Genomic DNA, 13,433 nt, shown 5'->3' with positions numbered 1-13,433 from the left:
GTCCTCTGAACACTCCCTCGCTAGTCCTGCAGTCGATTAGACCTCACGACACTGCCGTTGGTAATCGTTCAGACCCTCCACATCGGACGCCGACACAGAATCTCCATGCTATTTCACGCGAGGGGGTCTCATGAAACCGGGATGCAGGGCCAGCCTCTGTGAATGCCATCGCCGTACCCACCTTCCTTGTTACGCCCGCCGGAGTGCCCGCGCGCGGTGACCTGCCCGCGCCCGCGTACCGCCATCCGCCGCCCACAAGCCGTTGACCAGCATCGATGCCCCACCAAGGGGTGACGGCCCGATCGGCATCGGCCGCATCGGGGCCATATCGGGTGTCATTCGTTACCCCGACGGTATGGGATCGGTTCGTGGTCATCGATCCCTCGCGGCTTTCCGATAACCGCGAAGAGCCGGATAAATGGAAATGACCAGAATCAGCACGGTCCAAACAGCGACTTTCGTGAGATTCTCCGCAAGTGGTCCGCCCGCGGCCAACGCTCGCATCGTCTCGATCGCCGGGGTCATCGGCTGATTCGCCACGATCGGTTGCAGCCATCCCGGATAAGCACTGATCGGGGAGAATCCGGAGTTGAAGAACATCAGCAGACTCGAGGCCAGACCGAGGTACGGCACGATCGGCGCACCCGGGCGCGCGCTGACGGCGAGTGCGAGCGTCAGGGTCGCGAAGGCGGTGCCGTACGCGAGAGCGACCAGCACGAGCCCGATCGCCGGACCCAGACCCTGCGTGAACCGGAAACCGATGAGATGACCGGCCGCGAGGAGGATGAGCGTCGTCACCAGGATGCGCACCAGTTCCGACATCACCCGCGAGGTGAGGTCCGCCGCCCGGTGGATCGGCAACACATACAGCCGGGCGAGCAGCCCGGTCGCCCGTTCCCGATTCAGACGGGTCGCCGAGGCGATCGAACCGAACATGGCGCCGACGAGGATCACCAGCGGCACTGTGCCGTAGGCACTGTTCTGACCCGTCGCCGAGCCGATCGCGTCGCCGAGCACGACCTTGAACATCAGCATGCTCAGCGCCGGGAAGAGCAATGCCTGCATCAGCGTCGGGACATCGCGGACGAACACCACGATCTGCCGGCCCGCCAGCGGGAGACTCTGCCGCCACCATGCCCGGAACGACGACTCCGTCGGCACATCGGTGGCCGCGCTCGTCAGGAAATGCCGCTGAGCGGTCTGTTCCCCGGTGGAGACGCCCGCCCCGGCGGCGCTCATCAGCGGGTCCTCCGCGTGCTGACGGCCAGCAACAGCAACGCGGTGGCGGCCAGCCCCGCACACCACCACAGCGACGGCTGCAACTGGTGCCAGGTCGCGGTGCCGGCGTCGAGAGCGCGCATCGAATCGGCGAACTGCGAGATGGGCTGGTTACGCACGAACGGCTGAATCCACTCCGGGAACTGCTCGAGCGGTACGAATCCGGTGGACATCATGCCGAGGATCAGCGTCGGCAGCGCCAGGGCCTGGCTGGTGGCCTCCGGGCTGCCGGCGACGAGCCCGAGACCGTCGGCCGCCCACGAGAACAGGGCTCCGATCAGGAAGGCCAGACCGAACAAGCCGACGGTGCCCCAGAGTCCACCTCCCGGACGCCATTCGATGATCAGACAGGCGACGGCAGCACAGGTGAGCGAGATCACCAGCAGCACACCGTTGGTCGCGGTCCGCGCCAGCATCGGGATCACCGGCGACATCGGCATCACCCGAAACCGGGTGTTGATCCCCTGTACGCCGTCGAAGGCCGCGCGCATCGCCGCCGAGGACGCGGCGAAGTTCACCGACTGCAGCACGATGATCGGCATCAAGAACTGGCCGTAGTTGATGCCGGGTGCGACCTCGACGATGCTGCGCAACGGCAGATAGAAGCAGACCGCGAGGAAGGCCGGCGAGATGAAGGCGAAGATGACCTCGCCGCCGCGGAACACCTTCGAGATCCCGCGCCCGGACAGCGCCCACCACTGCTGTAGGGGTCGCACCCGCGGCTCGATCAGCGCGGTCGTCGCCGATCCCGACGTCGCCCCCGATCGCAGTACGTCAGAAGTCGTCATGTCAGGTGGAACTCCGGTCCCGCCGTGGATCGGTCAACGCCAGGAACACCTCGTCCAGCGAAGGCCGACGCATCGCGACGTCGGAGAGCGGGATACCCGCGGATGCCGTGCGGCGGATGACCTCGACGAGCGTCTCCGGACCATCGGGCGCCGGCACCGCGACGAAGTGGTCGTCGGCGTTCTGCACGTGGTCGCCGATGAGGTCGGCCAGGGTCTCGCGAAGTCGGGCGCGGTCGGCGGGATCGGTGGGCGTGACCTCGCAGTAGGCCGCACCGGTCGACGCCTTGAGTTCGTCGGAGGTTCCCTCGGCGATGACCCGGCCCTTGTCGATCACGACGATGTTGTCGGACAGGACGTCGGCCTCTTCGAGGTACTGGGTGGTCAGCAGGATGGTGACACCGGAATCGCGGAGTTTCTCGACCAGCGACCACACCTCCAGCCTGCTGCGCGGATCCAGTCCCGTGGTCGGCTCGTCGAGGAACACGATCCTGGGCGCGGTGACCAGCCCGCAGGCGATGTCGATCCGGCGGCGCATACCGCCCGAGTACTCGCGGACGCGTTTGCCGCCGACATCGGTGAGCGAGAACGCATCGAGCAGTTCGTCGGCGCGCGTCCGAGCGGCCGTCTTGTCGAGGCCGAGGAGCCTGCCGAACAAGACCAGGTTCTCGCGGCCGGTCAGCGCCTCGTCGAGTGCGGCGAACTGGCCGGTGAGCATGATCGACTTCCGGACCGACGCCGCGTCGTGCGCGACGTCGTGGCCGTTGACGGTGGCGCTCCCGCCGTCGGGTTTGAGCAGGGTGCAGAGCATGTTCACCGTCGTGGTCTTGCCGGCGCCGTTGGGGCCGAGCAACGCGACGATGCTCCCCGCGGGGACGGTGAAACTCACATCCTCGACCGCGACCATGTCCTTGAACTTCTTGTGCAGGTTCCTTGCCTCGATGGCGACGGTTGCGGAGTCACCGCGCGCCGGTTCCCGCACGGGTTCCGGAACCGGGATCGCGACCGTCTGCGACTCCGACCCCTCGACCGGGGTGGTCTGCCACTGCGGAACCGCCTGTCCCGGTGCGCCGTTCGGTGAGGGCTGGACGAATTGTCCGTTGCGTTCGACGGGCGGGCGCGGCGCGGACGGGGCCGAGTATGCGCGCGCGGCCGCCGGCGGACCCTGCGGTGAGTCGGCGGCTGTCCCGTCCGCGGGCGCGACCGTCACATGGCCGTTGGGCGAGGACTCGCCCGACTCGACATCGTCGTCGACGGTGGCGGCGGAGGGGTTCGAGCGCTCGGCGCGCCAGCGTCGCAGTTGTTCCTCGACCGGGTCCGGCAGCACGAACGGATCTTCGGGCAGCGGCTCGAGAGGCGCATCCTGCCGTTGATGACGCGGCGCGTAGGAGGCGACGGACGGTCGCTGACCACTGGCCTCGGACATGTCTTCCTCTACGCGTCGACAACAGGGCGGCAGATGGACAGCCGGAGCGTCGCACGTCGTCGGCCATCAATGGGACGGCGACAAGGATCTGACGCTAGGCATCCACGACAACAAACTTACGCACGAATCAGAGTTCCCGACGAATTTGACTCGGTCTGTCCTCCACGAATATGTCGCGCGCTCGGGGTCGAATGGTTACGCCCGGTCCGGGACAGTCGGATGACGTGGCCTTTCTCGGCCTGCGCCGTGTCCGATGCACACCTGGGGTGTATCGAGCGACCGACGACACGACGCGACCGTGTCCACATCCGGGTCGACATCGACTACGGCACCCACCACCGCACACGCTCTGGAAGAGTGTTCCCATGACCACCACTTCCCCCGAGCGCGAGGTCCTCACCTGGGAGCTCAACGGCGTGGCCTGCCGCGAACTCGCCCAGCAGGTCGCCGACGACGCGTTCGTCCCGGACATCATCCTCGGCATCGCCCGCGGCGGCCTGATCCCGGCCGGCGCTCTCGCCTATGCACTCGACTGCAAGCTGATGATCTCGCTGAACGTCGAGTTCTACACCGGGGTCGGCGAGACGCTGTCCGAACCGGTGATGCTGCCGTCGCTTCTCGAATCGAGCGGCCTCACCGATCAGCGGGTTCTCGTCGTCGACGATGTGGCCGACACCGGCAAGACCCTCAAACTGGTCAACGACTTCTGCCAGGAGCAGGGTAGGGTCGCCGAGGTGCGCAATGCGGTGCTCTACAAAAAGCCCCACACCATCACGGTGCCCGACTACACCTGGCGGACCACCGACAAGTGGATCAATTTCCCCTGGTCCGTGCAGGGTCCGATCGTGGCGGTGCAGCGATGACCGCGGACAAGACCGGCGCCGAGACCACGGTGCGCGACAACCCCGCCGAACGCCGGTACGACATCCACGTCGACGCGCCCGGCGGTGAGGCCTTGGCCGGATTCGCCGAATACCGCGACCGTGTCTCCGGCACCCAGGACGCCCCGACGACCGCGCGGGTGTTCTTCCACACCGAGGTCGACGCCGAGTTCGGCGGACGCGGCCTCGCGACGATCCTGGTACGCGAAGCCCTCGACGACGCCCGCGCACGCGACCTCACGATCGTGGGTGTGTGTCCGCTGGTGGCCGCGTTTCTCGAGAAGCACCCGGAGTACGCCGACGCCACCGCACCGGTGACACCCGCCGTCCTCGAATGGTTGCGGAGCGGCGCCGCCTGACCTCACCCGCCCGACGCAGGCGTCTCCCGCGCCGAATCGGCCGAGATGATCATGCGGTGGTCGAACTCGATCCGGTCGGTGCGATGGCCGGCGTCCACCCCCACCGACGCGAGCACATCGCGCCCCGGTGGCTGGATGCGGACCGTCACCCGACCGTCGTCCACCTCGTCCAGCAGGGCGGCGACGGCCGGCGCCAGCCGTTCGCGCGCCGTCGCCGCACTCGTCTCGTCCAGTGCGGCGAGCCCGCCGTCGTCGAGCAGGACAACGCGCACCCCGCGCTGCCGCGCGCGCCACGCCGCATCCCGGACCACCGGGAGGTCGAGCCCGGCGGCACGGATGCCGTCGCGCAGCTGCGCCTCCAGCAAACGGGCCACGACCACCTCGTCCGCGCTGAAGGACTCGCGCCGGGCGATGCGGGTGAGAACGGGGCGGGCCCGTTCGTCGAGCGCGGCCAGCCGTCGATCACGGACCTCGGTCGACGCCGCCGCCGCGGCGTCGAGCGCCGCCTGAAGCTCGCTGGCCTCCCGCAGTTGGTAGATCTGCCGGGCCATCGGGCGCAGCATGACCGAGAACAGCGAACCCATGATCATGATCGCGTAACCCGGCAGGGTGATCGACAGTCCCCACAGCGCGCCCGCCGTCGAGACCGCGCCCCACACCGTCGCGATGATCGAGATGCACCCGCTGGCGAGCCAGGCGGCGAGCGGGCGGCCGCGCACCGCGACGAAGGCCAGGATGATCACCGATGCCCCCATCGGGGGCCCGGTCTGCATCACGTGTGTCGGTGGGAACGGCAACGAGAACAGCGTCGACGCCACTGCCGCGACGGCCAGCCCGGCGACGGCAAGGGTCGTCGGCGTCGGCAGCGGATCGCCCGGGGAGTCGAGAATCGTCACCCCCGCCACGACGAACAACACGAACCCGGCGAACAACCCGATCCACTGCCACCAGCCGCTGACCGTCGAGTCGGCGTACAGCGTGACGACGAAGTAGCCGCAGGCGAAGATGCCCATCATCAGCCACAGGGGCCGCGAGCCGATCCCGAACGCGTTGACCACCTCGCCGCGGTCGGCACCGTCGGCTCCTCGCGTGCAGTCGCGTCTCACGGCCGCTCCCACAGGATCTGCACCGTGGTCCCGCGACCGACGCGGCTCTGCACCCGCGCATGGCCGCCCGGTAGCCGGGCGAGACGTCCACGGACGCTGACGGCGATGCCGAGCCGACCCACCGCCACCGCCTCGGGATCGAACCCGACCCCGTTGTCGACGACCGCCATGCTCAGCGAGTCGGGTTCGAACCGGACGATGACAGCGCACTCGGCATCTTCTCCGGCATGGCGGACGACGTTGCGCAACGCCTCCGACATCGCCTCGACGACCGCGTCGAGCACCTCGGCCGGATACGTGGCCGACCCGGACCCCACGTCGTGGCCGTCCGCGTCACCACCCACGACCTCGACGTCGAATCGTTCCGACACGTCCGCGGCGGCCGACCGGATACGCCGGATCATCTCGATGTCCGTCGCGGCGTCCGGACCGTCCGCCCCCGGCACCCGGGCGAGTTCCTCGAGCGCCGAGGTCGCCTGCGCTGCCAGCCGATCGTCGGGACGCCCGGCCCGGACGGCGAGAAGGGATGCGATCACCCGGTCGTGCACGATGGCGTCGAATCGCTCCTTCTCCACCTCGCGCGCCGAGGCGGCGGCGACATTCGCCGCAGTGCGGTAGGTCTCCTCGCGCGTCTCGTCGAGTTCGCGCCCCGTCCGCGTGGCCACGAGCACGACCGCGAGGAAGACGCCGGTGAACATCAGCGACCACAGGATCTCCATCGGTGCGTCCGACGTCACCTCGCCGAACCGGCCGAACTGCTGGGAGAGATGGGCAAGAGTCGAGGACACGACGAGGGCGACCACGGCGAGACGAGGACGCACGAGCATCAGCACCATGCTCGGCATGCCGCAGAAGGCGACCATCCACTGGGCCGACTCGTCCGGGTCGGCCAGCGTCGTACCGTTCCAGGCCACGAACCAGAGCGCCAGTCCCAGGACATAGCCGACCCACGAGGTCAGGGCCAGTGGGGTGAGCCATGCCGTGCCCGGCCGAAAGGTGGCGGCGATCAACAGGATTCCGGGGCCGACCGACAGCAGGATGCTCAGCGGAGCCCACCAGGCGTCTGTGAGTGGCGCGGAGGCGAATATCGACGCGGCGGAGACCACCGGATAGCCGATCAACCCCAGACCCAGGAACCGGGCGCCCACCCGCCGGACACGGTCCAGATCCGGCTCCGCGGAGTCGGATTCGAAAGCGCGCCGCACCCAGGCGGGTCGGGGGCGGGAGTGGCCGCTCGTGAGGTCGGTGGTGGGCATCGCATCTCACCCTCACACCCCTCGGCTCCGCCGGTCAATCCTCTGGTGAGTCCACATACGACGACACCGGCCCGCTCCCTACAGGGAACGGGCCGGTGTCGGTAGATCTCGTTGGGCGAGGGCCTACTTGGCCTTCTCCAGCACCTCGACGAGGCGCCAGTGCTTGGTCGCCGACAGCGGGCGGGTCTCCATGATCCGCACACGGTCGCCGACGCCGGCATCGCCGTTCTCGTCGTGGGCCTTGACCTTGCTCGTGGTCCGGATGATCTTGCCGTAGAGCTTGTGGCTCTTACGATCTTCCAGCTCGACCACGATGGTCTTCTGCATCTTGTCGCTGACCACGTAGCCGATGCGCTCCTTGCGGCGTGCGCGCTCCTCGGTCTGGGTTTCGGTCACCTTCTGGTCCTCACTCATGCGTCATCACCATCCGGTCCGGACGCCAGGCCCAGCTCCCGCTCGCGCATCACGGTGTAGATACGCGCGATCTCGCGACGCACGGTCCGCAGGCGACGGTTGTTGTCGAGCTGGCCGGTGGCCATCTGGAACCGAAGGTTGAACAGTTCTTCCTTCGACTCTTTCAGGCGATCGACCAGATCAGCGTCGTTGAGCTCACGAAGCTCGTTCGCAGCAACTCCGAGTGCCATCAGAACTGCTCCTCTCTGGTCACGATCCTGGTCTTGATGGGGAGCTTGTGCTGCGCGCGACGCAGGGCCTCGCGAGCGATCTCCTCGTTCGGGTAGGTCATCTCGAACAGCACGCGACCCGGCTTGACCGGGGCGACCCACCACTCGGGCGAACCCTTACCCGAACCCATGCGGGTTTCGGCCGGCTTCTTGGTGAGCGGGCGGTCCGGGAAGATGTTGATCCAGACCTTGCCGCCACGCTTGATGTGCCGGTTGATCGCGATACGAGCGGACTCGATCTGACGGTTGGTGATGTACGCGCCTTCCAGAGCCTGGATGCCGTAATCGCCGAACGTCACCTTGGTGCCGCCCTTGGCCTGCCCCTTGAGGCTGGGGTGGTGCTGCTTGCGGTGCTTGACCCGACGTGGGATCAACATGGCCTAGCCCTCCTGCTTCTCAGCCGCACCAGCAGTGGCCTCGGCGGGAGCGGCCTCGGCCGCGCGAGCGGCGTCGGTGCTCGTCGCAGTGGTGCCCGAGGCACCGCTACGCCGGGGCCGGCTGGGCCGGCGCGGACGGCGATCCTCGGCTGCCGGAGCGGCCGCGGCCAGCTCACGACGTCCACCGACGATGTCGCCCTTGTAGATCCACACCTTCACGCCGATCCGGCCGAAGGTGGTCTTGGCTTCGTAGAGTCCGTAGTCGATGTCGGCACGCAGCGTGTGCAGCGGCACGCGACCTTCGCGGTAGAACTCACTGCGGCTCATCTCTGCGCCGCCCAGACGACCCGAGCACTGGACCCGGATGCCCTTCACGTTCGGCTGACGCATCGCCGACTGGATCGCCTTGCGCATCGCGCGGCGGAACGCCACGCGGTTGCTCAGCTGCTCCGCGACGCCCTGGGCCACCAGCTGGGCCTCGGACTCGGCGTTCTTGACCTCGAGGATGTTCAGCTGGACCTGCTTGCCGGTCAGCTTCTCCAGGTCGCCGCGGATGCGATCGGCCTCGGCGCCACGGCGACCGATGACGATGCCCGGACGCGCGGTGTGGATGTCGACGCGGACCCGGTCACGGGTGCGCTCGATCTCCACCTTCGCGATGCCGGCCCGCTCGAGCCCCGTGGAGAGGAGCTTGCGGATGGCGACATCCTCTTTGACGTAGTCCGCGTACTGCTTGTCGGCGTACCACCGCGACTTCCAGTCGGTGGTGATGCCCAGACGGAAGCCGTGCGGGTTGATTTTCTGGCCCACTACTAGGCTCCCTTCTTCTTCGGCTGACGCGAACGGCCACGGCCGCCGGCTGCCTTCTCCGGCAAGCTCTCCACGACCACGGTGATGTGGCTGGTGCGCTTGCGGATACGGAACGCACGACCCTGTGCGCGCGGCTGGAAGCGCTTGAGGGTCGGCCCCTCGTCGGCGAATGCGGTGGCGACGACCAGGGTCCGGCGATCCAGATCCAGGTTGTTCTCCGCGTTGGCGACGGCGCTTGCCAGGACCTTGTACACGGGCTCGGACGCCGACTGCGGCGCGAACCGCAGGATGTCGAGGGCCTCGTCCACGTTCTTGCCGCGAACCAGGTCCAGGACACGACGAGCCTTCATCGGCGTGACGCGCACGAACTTGGCGGTCGCCTTTGCTGTCGGATTATCGGTCTGCGTAGTCATTACCGGCGCTTCGCTTTCCGGTCATCCTTGATGTGACCCTTGAAGGTACGGGTGGGGGCGAACTCGCCCAGCTTGTGCCCGACCATCGAATCCGAGATGAACACCGGCACGTGCTTGCGTCCGTCGTGGACGGCAAAGGTGTGACCGATGAAGTCGGGAATGATGGTCGAACGACGGGACCAGGTCTTGATGACCTGCTTGGTGCCCTTCTCGTTCTGGACATCCACCTTCTTCAGGAGGTGGTCGTCGACGAACGGGCCCTTCTTGAGGCTGCGTGGCATTCTCTTACCTCCTCCTGTTATCGCTTGTTCTTGCCGGTACGACGGCGACGGACGATCAGCTTGTCGCTGGCCTTGTTCTTGCGGGTGCGGCCCTCGGGCTTGCCCCACGGGCTGACCGGGTGGCGACCACCGGAGGTCTTGCCCTCACCACCGCCGTGCGGGTGGTCGACGGGGTTCATCACGACACCGCGGACGGTCGGGCGCTTGCCCTTCCAGCGCATACGGCCGGCCTTGCCCCAGTTGATGTTGCTCTGCTCGGCGTTGCCCACCTCGCCGACGGTGGCGCGGCAGCGCACGTCGACGCGACGGATCTCGCCGGAGGGCATACGCAGGGTGGCGTAGGTGCCTTCCTTGCCCAGCAGCTGGATCGACGATCCCGCGCTGCGGGCCATCTTCGCGCCGCCGCCCGGACGCAGTTCCACCGCGTGCACCTGGGTACCGGTCGGGATGTTGCGCAGCGGCAGGTTGTTGCCGGGCTTGATGTCGGCGGTCGAACCGCTCTCGACGACGTCGCCCTGCTTCAGGCCCTTGGGCGCGATGATGTAGCGCTTCTCGCCATCGACGTAGTGCAGCAACGCGATCCGCGCGGTGCGGTTCGGGTCGTACTCGATGTGAGCGACCTTGGCGTTGATGCCGTCCTTGTCGTTACGACGGAAGTCGATCAGACGGTAGGCACGCTTGTGGCCGCCACCCTTGTGACGAGTGGTAATGCGGCCGTGAGCGTTTCGGCCACCACGCCCGTGCAGCGGACGCACCAGCGACTTCTCCGGGTGGTCACGGGTGACCTCGGCGAAGTCGGAGCCGCTGGCCCCACGACGACCCGGGGTCGTCGGCTTGTACTTACGAATAGCCATGAGTCTCTAGTCCTTCTCTGGGCGCCCCGGTCAGCTGACCGAGCCCCCGAAGATCTCGATGGGCTTGCTGTCTGCGGTCAGCGACACGATGGCGCGCTTGGTGGACTTGCGCTGGCCGTAGCCGGAGCGGGTCCGCTTGCGCTTGCCCTGTCGGTTCGCGGTGTTGACGCTGGCAACGTTGACACCGAAGATCTTCTCGATCGCGATCTTGATCTCGGTCTTGTTGGACTCCGGGTGCACCAGGAAGGTGTACACGTTGTCCTCCATGAGCCCGTAGGACTTCTCCGAGATCACGGGCGCCAGGATGATGTCGCGCGGGTCGGCAACGGTCGCCATGTCAGGCCTCCTCTGCTGTCTTCTCGACGGCAGCCTTGGCATCCGCCGTGTTCTGCTCGATGAAGGCATTGAGCGTCTCGACGCTGAACACCACCTCGTCCGAGTCCAGGACGTCGTAGGTGTTGAGCTGATCCGGCGCGATCGGCAGCACGTTCTGCAGGTTCGCCACGCTCAGCCACGCCGTGAGGTCTTCGCGGCCGAGGACGACCAGGAACTTGCGGCGATCGGAGAGGCTCTCCAGGAACTGACGTGCCGACTTGGTCGAGGGCTTCTGCCCGGAGACCAGTTCGGTGATCACGTGGATGCGCTCGTTGCGAGCGCGGTCGCTCAGCGCGCCGCGCAGTGCGGCCGCCTTCATCTTCTTGGGGGTGCGCTGGCTGTAGTCACGCGGCTGCGGGCCGTGGACGGTGCCACCGCCGGCGAACTGCGGCGCACGGGTCGAACCCTGACGCGCACGGCCGGTGCCCTTCTGGCGGTACGGCTTGGCGCCACCGCCGCGGACCTCGCCGCGGGTCTTGGTGGAGTGCGTGCCCTGGCGAGCCGCGGCCTGCTGGGCCACGACGACCTGGTGCATCAGCGCGATGTTGGCCGGTGCGTCGAAGAGCGCGGCGGGCAGGTCAACGGTTCCGTTGGTCTTGCCCTCGGCGGTCTTGACGTCCAGCGTCAGCTTGGTAGCCGTCTCGGTGCTCACTTGGCACCACCCTTCACTGCGTCGCGAACCATCACGATGCCGCCCTTGCGACCCGGGATCGCTCCCTTGATCAGCAGCAGACCGGCCTCGGCATCCACCTTGTGGACGGTGAGGTTCTGCGTGGTCACCTTGTCGTTACCCATGCGGCCTGCCATGCGCATGCCCTTGAACACGCGACCCGGGGTGGCGCAGCCACCGATCGAGCCCGGTGCGCGGTGCACGCGGTGGGCACCGTGGCTGGCGCCCAGACCGGCGAAGCCGTGGCGCTTCATGACGCCGGCGAAGCCCTTGCCCTTGGAGGTACCCGTGACGTCGACCAGCGCACCGTCGGCGAAGATCTCGGCGGTCAGTTCCTGACCGACCTCGAACTCGCTGATGTCGTTGACGCGGATCTCGGCCAGGTGCCGGCGCGGGGTGACCCCGGCCTTGCTGTACTGGCCGGCGACCGGCTTGGTCACCTTGCGGGGATCGATCGCGCCGTAGGCGAGCTGGACGGCGGTGTAGCCGTCCCGGTCCGCGCTGCGGAGCTGGGTGATCACGTTCGGGCCGGCCTGGATGACAGTGACCGGGACGACGCGGTTGTTCTCGTCGAAGACCTGGGTCATGCCGAGCTTGGTGCCCAGGATGCCCTTGGTCGAACTCTGATTGCTCATGATGTATCTCGCCCCCGTCCTACTGGATGTTGACGTCGACGCTGGCCGGGAGGTCGATGCGCATGAGCGCGTCGACCGTCTTCGGTGTCGGGTCGAGGATGTCGATGAGTCGCTTGTGGGTACGCATCTCGAAGTGTTCGCGGCTGTCCTTGTACTTGTGCGGCGAACGGATGACGCAGTACACGTTCTTCTCGGTGGGCAATGGCACCGGGCCGACGACGCGTGCCCCGGTACGGGTCACGGTCTCCACGATCTTGCGCGCCGAAGCGTCGATCGCCTCGTGGTCGTAGGCCTTGAGCCTGATGCGGATCTTTTGTCCCGCCACGCTGTGTCCTCTTCCGTCAGTTGTTCTCGACAGACAAACACCGCGTGATCGGAACCGACCTCTCGCCGGCTGAGCACATGACCACCGTGTGAGATACGGCAATCGACGCTGTTCATCTGTCGTTGTACGTTGGCTCGTACCTGGTACGAGCCGGTTTGCTCCGGCACCCGCGGTCGGGCGTGTCGGGACCGTGAACCGATATCGGGGCACGCGTTACACGCCCAGTCCCCGTAGACCGGGCCTGGGAGTCATTCACCTGTCCGCGACCGCAGATCTGGCACATGGCACAACCTGCGTCCGCCGGTCAAGGCAACCCGAACAGTATGCATCAGGTCGGGAGCACGATCAAATCCACGTCGGACGCCGGCCGGGCACGCCGAACTGACTCATGAGTAAGATACCGCCATGAGTTCCACGAATCCCACCTTCGCCCTGCGTAAGAAGCTGCCCGCGAACCCGCTCGGCAACGTCCTGTTCTCTCTCGGAATGGTCGCGAAGGTGCCCTACTTCGGCACCGTCCTGCCGCTCGTGCAGGAGATGGAGCCCGGTTACTGCAAGGTCACCGCACCCAACTGGTTCGGCGTCCACAATCACATCGGCACCTTCCACGCGATCGCGGCGTGCAACCTGGCCGAGGCCGCGATGGGGATGCTGATGGAGGCCACCACGCCCACGTCCCACCGCTGGATCCCCAAGGCGATGCAGACGAGCTACCTGACCAAGGCGACGACGCGATTGACCGCGGAGGCCCGTCTGGCCGAACCCGTGGACTTCGGCGCCATCACCGGCGGGACCGACGTCACCGTGTCGGTGAGCATCGTCGACACCAAGGGGGTCGAGGTAGTGCACTGCGACATCACCACCTGGGTGACCCCGACGTAGTCGTCACCACCCGGGGTGCCGGCCCGACCGGCTGCTC

19 protein-coding genes are annotated in these 13,433 nt (G+C 67.2%); 3 read left to right on the top strand and 16 right to left on the bottom strand.

Annotated features, from left to right (window positions below; genetic code table 11):
• Positions 1 to 372 precede the first annotated feature (372 nt).
• Genes AB4Z55_RS08595 through AB4Z55_RS08585 form a run of 3 tightly spaced genes read right to left on the bottom strand, consistent with a single transcriptional unit; the run spans position 373 to position 3,489 of the window.
• Positions 373 to 1,239, bottom strand: a complete 867-nt coding sequence (locus AB4Z55_RS08595) for an ABC transporter permease (RefSeq protein WP_004020539.1) — start codon at positions 1,237 to 1,239, stop codon at positions 373 to 375.
• Complete coding sequence (locus AB4Z55_RS08590; RefSeq protein ID WP_101821610.1) at positions 1,239 to 2,066, bottom strand: ABC transporter permease; 828 nt, start codon at positions 2,064 to 2,066, stop codon at positions 1,239 to 1,241. Before AB4Z55_RS08590 ends, AB4Z55_RS08595 begins: the two co-directional genes overlap by 1 nt.
• A 1-nt stretch (position 2,067) precedes the next feature.
• Positions 2,068 to 3,489 carry an ATP-binding cassette domain-containing protein gene (locus tag AB4Z55_RS08585; RefSeq protein ID WP_239399583.1) on the bottom strand — a complete coding sequence of 474 codons (1,422 nt, stop codon included), beginning with the start codon at positions 3,487 to 3,489 and terminating at the stop codon, positions 2,068 to 2,070.
• Positions 3,490 to 3,854: 365 nt separating this feature from the next.
• Between AB4Z55_RS08585 and AB4Z55_RS08580 the strand changes: the two genes are divergently transcribed.
• Together AB4Z55_RS08580 and AB4Z55_RS08575 are read left to right on the top strand one after the other, a co-directional pair.
• A complete protein-coding gene (locus AB4Z55_RS08580) occupies positions 3,855 to 4,352 on the top strand; it encodes a phosphoribosyltransferase (protein ID WP_004020542.1) in 498 nt (165 codons plus the stop codon).
• Positions 4,349 to 4,729 (top strand): GNAT family N-acetyltransferase, encoded by a 381-nt coding sequence (locus AB4Z55_RS08575; protein ID WP_248643379.1) that lies wholly within the window; start codon positions 4,349 to 4,351, stop codon positions 4,727 to 4,729. The genes AB4Z55_RS08580 and AB4Z55_RS08575 overlap by 4 nt, the downstream gene beginning before the upstream one ends.
• 2 nt (positions 4,730 to 4,731) lie before the next feature.
• Here the strand turns inward: AB4Z55_RS08575 and AB4Z55_RS08570 are convergent, their stop codons facing one another.
• The 13 genes from AB4Z55_RS08570 to rpsJ all read right to left on the bottom strand — a co-directional run bounded on the left by AB4Z55_RS08570 (position 4,732) and on the right by rpsJ (position 12,514).
• The gene (locus AB4Z55_RS08570) at positions 4,732 to 5,835 is read right to left on the bottom strand and encodes a hypothetical protein (protein ID WP_248643381.1); all 1,104 of its coding nucleotides are present in this window, start codon (positions 5,833 to 5,835) and stop codon (positions 4,732 to 4,734) included.
• Positions 5,832 to 7,091, bottom strand: a complete 1,260-nt coding sequence (locus AB4Z55_RS08565) for a sensor histidine kinase (RefSeq protein ID WP_248643382.1) — start codon at positions 7,089 to 7,091, stop codon at positions 5,832 to 5,834. The genes AB4Z55_RS08570 and AB4Z55_RS08565 overlap by 4 nt, the downstream gene beginning before the upstream one ends.
• Positions 7,092 to 7,214: 123 nt before the next feature.
• Complete coding sequence (gene rpsQ, locus AB4Z55_RS08560; RefSeq protein WP_004020546.1) at positions 7,215 to 7,505, bottom strand: 30S ribosomal protein S17; 291 nt, start codon at positions 7,503 to 7,505, stop codon at positions 7,215 to 7,217.
• Positions 7,502 to 7,735 carry a 50S ribosomal protein L29 gene (rpmC, locus tag AB4Z55_RS08555; RefSeq protein WP_004020547.1) on the bottom strand — a complete coding sequence of 78 codons (234 nt, stop codon included), beginning with the start codon at positions 7,733 to 7,735 and terminating at the stop codon, positions 7,502 to 7,504. The genes rpsQ and rpmC overlap by 4 nt, the downstream gene beginning before the upstream one ends.
• Complete coding sequence (gene rplP, locus AB4Z55_RS08550; RefSeq protein WP_004020548.1) at positions 7,735 to 8,151, bottom strand: 50S ribosomal protein L16; 417 nt, start codon at positions 8,149 to 8,151, stop codon at positions 7,735 to 7,737. The genes rpmC and rplP overlap by 1 nt, the downstream gene beginning before the upstream one ends.
• A 3-nt stretch (positions 8,152 to 8,154) precedes the next feature.
• Complete coding sequence (gene rpsC, locus AB4Z55_RS08545; RefSeq protein ID WP_004020549.1) at positions 8,155 to 8,961, bottom strand: 30S ribosomal protein S3; 807 nt, start codon at positions 8,959 to 8,961, stop codon at positions 8,155 to 8,157.
• A gap of 2 nt (positions 8,962 to 8,963) precedes the next feature.
• Entirely contained in the window at positions 8,964 to 9,374 is a 411-nt protein-coding gene (rplV, locus tag AB4Z55_RS08540; protein ID WP_004020550.1) for a 50S ribosomal protein L22, read from the bottom strand.
• Positions 9,374 to 9,655, bottom strand: coding sequence for a 30S ribosomal protein S19 (gene rpsS, locus AB4Z55_RS08535; RefSeq protein ID WP_004020551.1), 282 nt, complete (start codon positions 9,653 to 9,655; stop codon positions 9,374 to 9,376). Before rpsS ends, rplV begins: the two co-directional genes overlap by 1 nt.
• A 17-nt stretch (positions 9,656 to 9,672) precedes the next feature.
• Positions 9,673 to 10,509 (bottom strand): 50S ribosomal protein L2, encoded by an 837-nt coding sequence (gene rplB, locus AB4Z55_RS08530; RefSeq protein ID WP_004020552.1) that lies wholly within the window; start codon positions 10,507 to 10,509, stop codon positions 9,673 to 9,675.
• 30 nt (positions 10,510 to 10,539) lie between these two features.
• A complete protein-coding gene (rplW, locus tag AB4Z55_RS08525) occupies positions 10,540 to 10,845 on the bottom strand; it encodes a 50S ribosomal protein L23 (RefSeq protein WP_004020553.1) in 306 nt (101 codons plus the stop codon).
• Between the two features lies 1 nt (position 10,846).
• Positions 10,847 to 11,536, bottom strand: coding sequence for a 50S ribosomal protein L4 (gene rplD / locus AB4Z55_RS08520; RefSeq protein ID WP_064569442.1), 690 nt, complete (start codon positions 11,534 to 11,536; stop codon positions 10,847 to 10,849).
• Complete coding sequence (gene rplC / locus AB4Z55_RS08515; RefSeq protein WP_014927856.1) at positions 11,533 to 12,189, bottom strand: 50S ribosomal protein L3; 657 nt, start codon at positions 12,187 to 12,189, stop codon at positions 11,533 to 11,535. The genes rplD and rplC overlap by 4 nt, the downstream gene beginning before the upstream one ends.
• Before the next feature lie 19 nt (positions 12,190 to 12,208).
• Positions 12,209 to 12,514 carry a 30S ribosomal protein S10 gene (gene rpsJ / locus AB4Z55_RS08510; protein ID WP_003938093.1) on the bottom strand — a complete coding sequence of 102 codons (306 nt, stop codon included), beginning with the start codon at positions 12,512 to 12,514 and terminating at the stop codon, positions 12,209 to 12,211.
• 405 nt (positions 12,515 to 12,919) lie between these two features.
• Here rpsJ and AB4Z55_RS08505 point away from each other — a divergent pair, with 405 nt between their 5' ends.
• Entirely contained in the window at positions 12,920 to 13,396 is a 477-nt protein-coding gene (locus AB4Z55_RS08505) for a hotdog fold domain-containing protein (RefSeq protein WP_369519549.1), read from the top strand.
• Positions 13,397 to 13,433 lie beyond the last annotated feature (37 nt).

Origin of the sequence: Gordonia sp. ABKF26 (assembly GCF_041103195.1) — a bacterium.
Lineage (GTDB): Bacteria > Actinomycetota > Actinomycetes > Mycobacteriales > Mycobacteriaceae > Gordonia > Gordonia terrae.
Note: the sequence above shows the minus strand (reverse complement) of the source record. Positions and strands in the feature narration are given on the sequence as shown.

What these genes read in the sequence shown, in the direction of transcription:
- AB4Z55_RS08595 (WP_004020539.1), bottom strand. Translation starts at nt 1,239, where the DNA reads ATGAGCGCCGCCGGGGCGGGCGTCTCCACCGGGGAACAGACCGCTCAG.
- AB4Z55_RS08590 (WP_101821610.1), bottom strand. Translation starts at nt 2,066, where the DNA reads ATGACGACTTCTGACGTACTGCGATCGGGGGCGACGTCGGGATCGGCG.
- AB4Z55_RS08585 (WP_239399583.1), bottom strand. Translation starts at nt 3,489, where the DNA reads ATGTCCGAGGCCAGTGGTCAGCGACCGTCCGTCGCCTCCTACGCGCCG.
- AB4Z55_RS08580 (WP_004020542.1), top strand. Translation starts at nt 3,855, where the DNA reads ATGACCACCACTTCCCCCGAGCGCGAGGTCCTCACCTGGGAGCTCAAC.
- AB4Z55_RS08575 (WP_248643379.1), top strand. Translation starts at nt 4,349, where the DNA reads ATGACCGCGGACAAGACCGGCGCCGAGACCACGGTGCGCGACAACCCC.
- AB4Z55_RS08565 (WP_248643382.1), bottom strand. Translation starts at nt 7,091, where the DNA reads ATGCCCACCACCGACCTCACGAGCGGCCACTCCCGCCCCCGACCCGCC.
- rpsQ (WP_004020546.1), bottom strand. Translation starts at nt 7,505, where the DNA reads ATGAGTGAGGACCAGAAGGTGACCGAAACCCAGACCGAGGAGCGCGCA.
- rpmC (WP_004020547.1), bottom strand. Translation starts at nt 7,735, where the DNA reads ATGGCACTCGGAGTTGCTGCGAACGAGCTTCGTGAGCTCAACGACGCT.
- rplP (WP_004020548.1), bottom strand. Translation starts at nt 8,151, where the DNA reads ATGTTGATCCCACGTCGGGTCAAGCACCGCAAGCAGCACCACCCCAGC.
- rplV (WP_004020550.1), bottom strand. Translation starts at nt 9,374, where the DNA reads ATGACTACGCAGACCGATAATCCGACAGCAAAGGCGACCGCCAAGTTC.
- rpsS (WP_004020551.1), bottom strand. Translation starts at nt 9,655, where the DNA reads ATGCCACGCAGCCTCAAGAAGGGCCCGTTCGTCGACGACCACCTCCTG.
- rplB (WP_004020552.1), bottom strand. Translation starts at nt 10,509, where the DNA reads ATGGCTATTCGTAAGTACAAGCCGACGACCCCGGGTCGTCGTGGGGCC.
- rplW (WP_004020553.1), bottom strand. Translation starts at nt 10,845, where the DNA reads ATGGCGACCGTTGCCGACCCGCGCGACATCATCCTGGCGCCCGTGATC.
- rplC (WP_014927856.1), bottom strand. Translation starts at nt 12,189, where the DNA reads ATGAGCAATCAGAGTTCGACCAAGGGCATCCTGGGCACCAAGCTCGGC.
- AB4Z55_RS08505 (WP_369519549.1), top strand. Translation starts at nt 12,920, where the DNA reads ATGAGTTCCACGAATCCCACCTTCGCCCTGCGTAAGAAGCTGCCCGCG.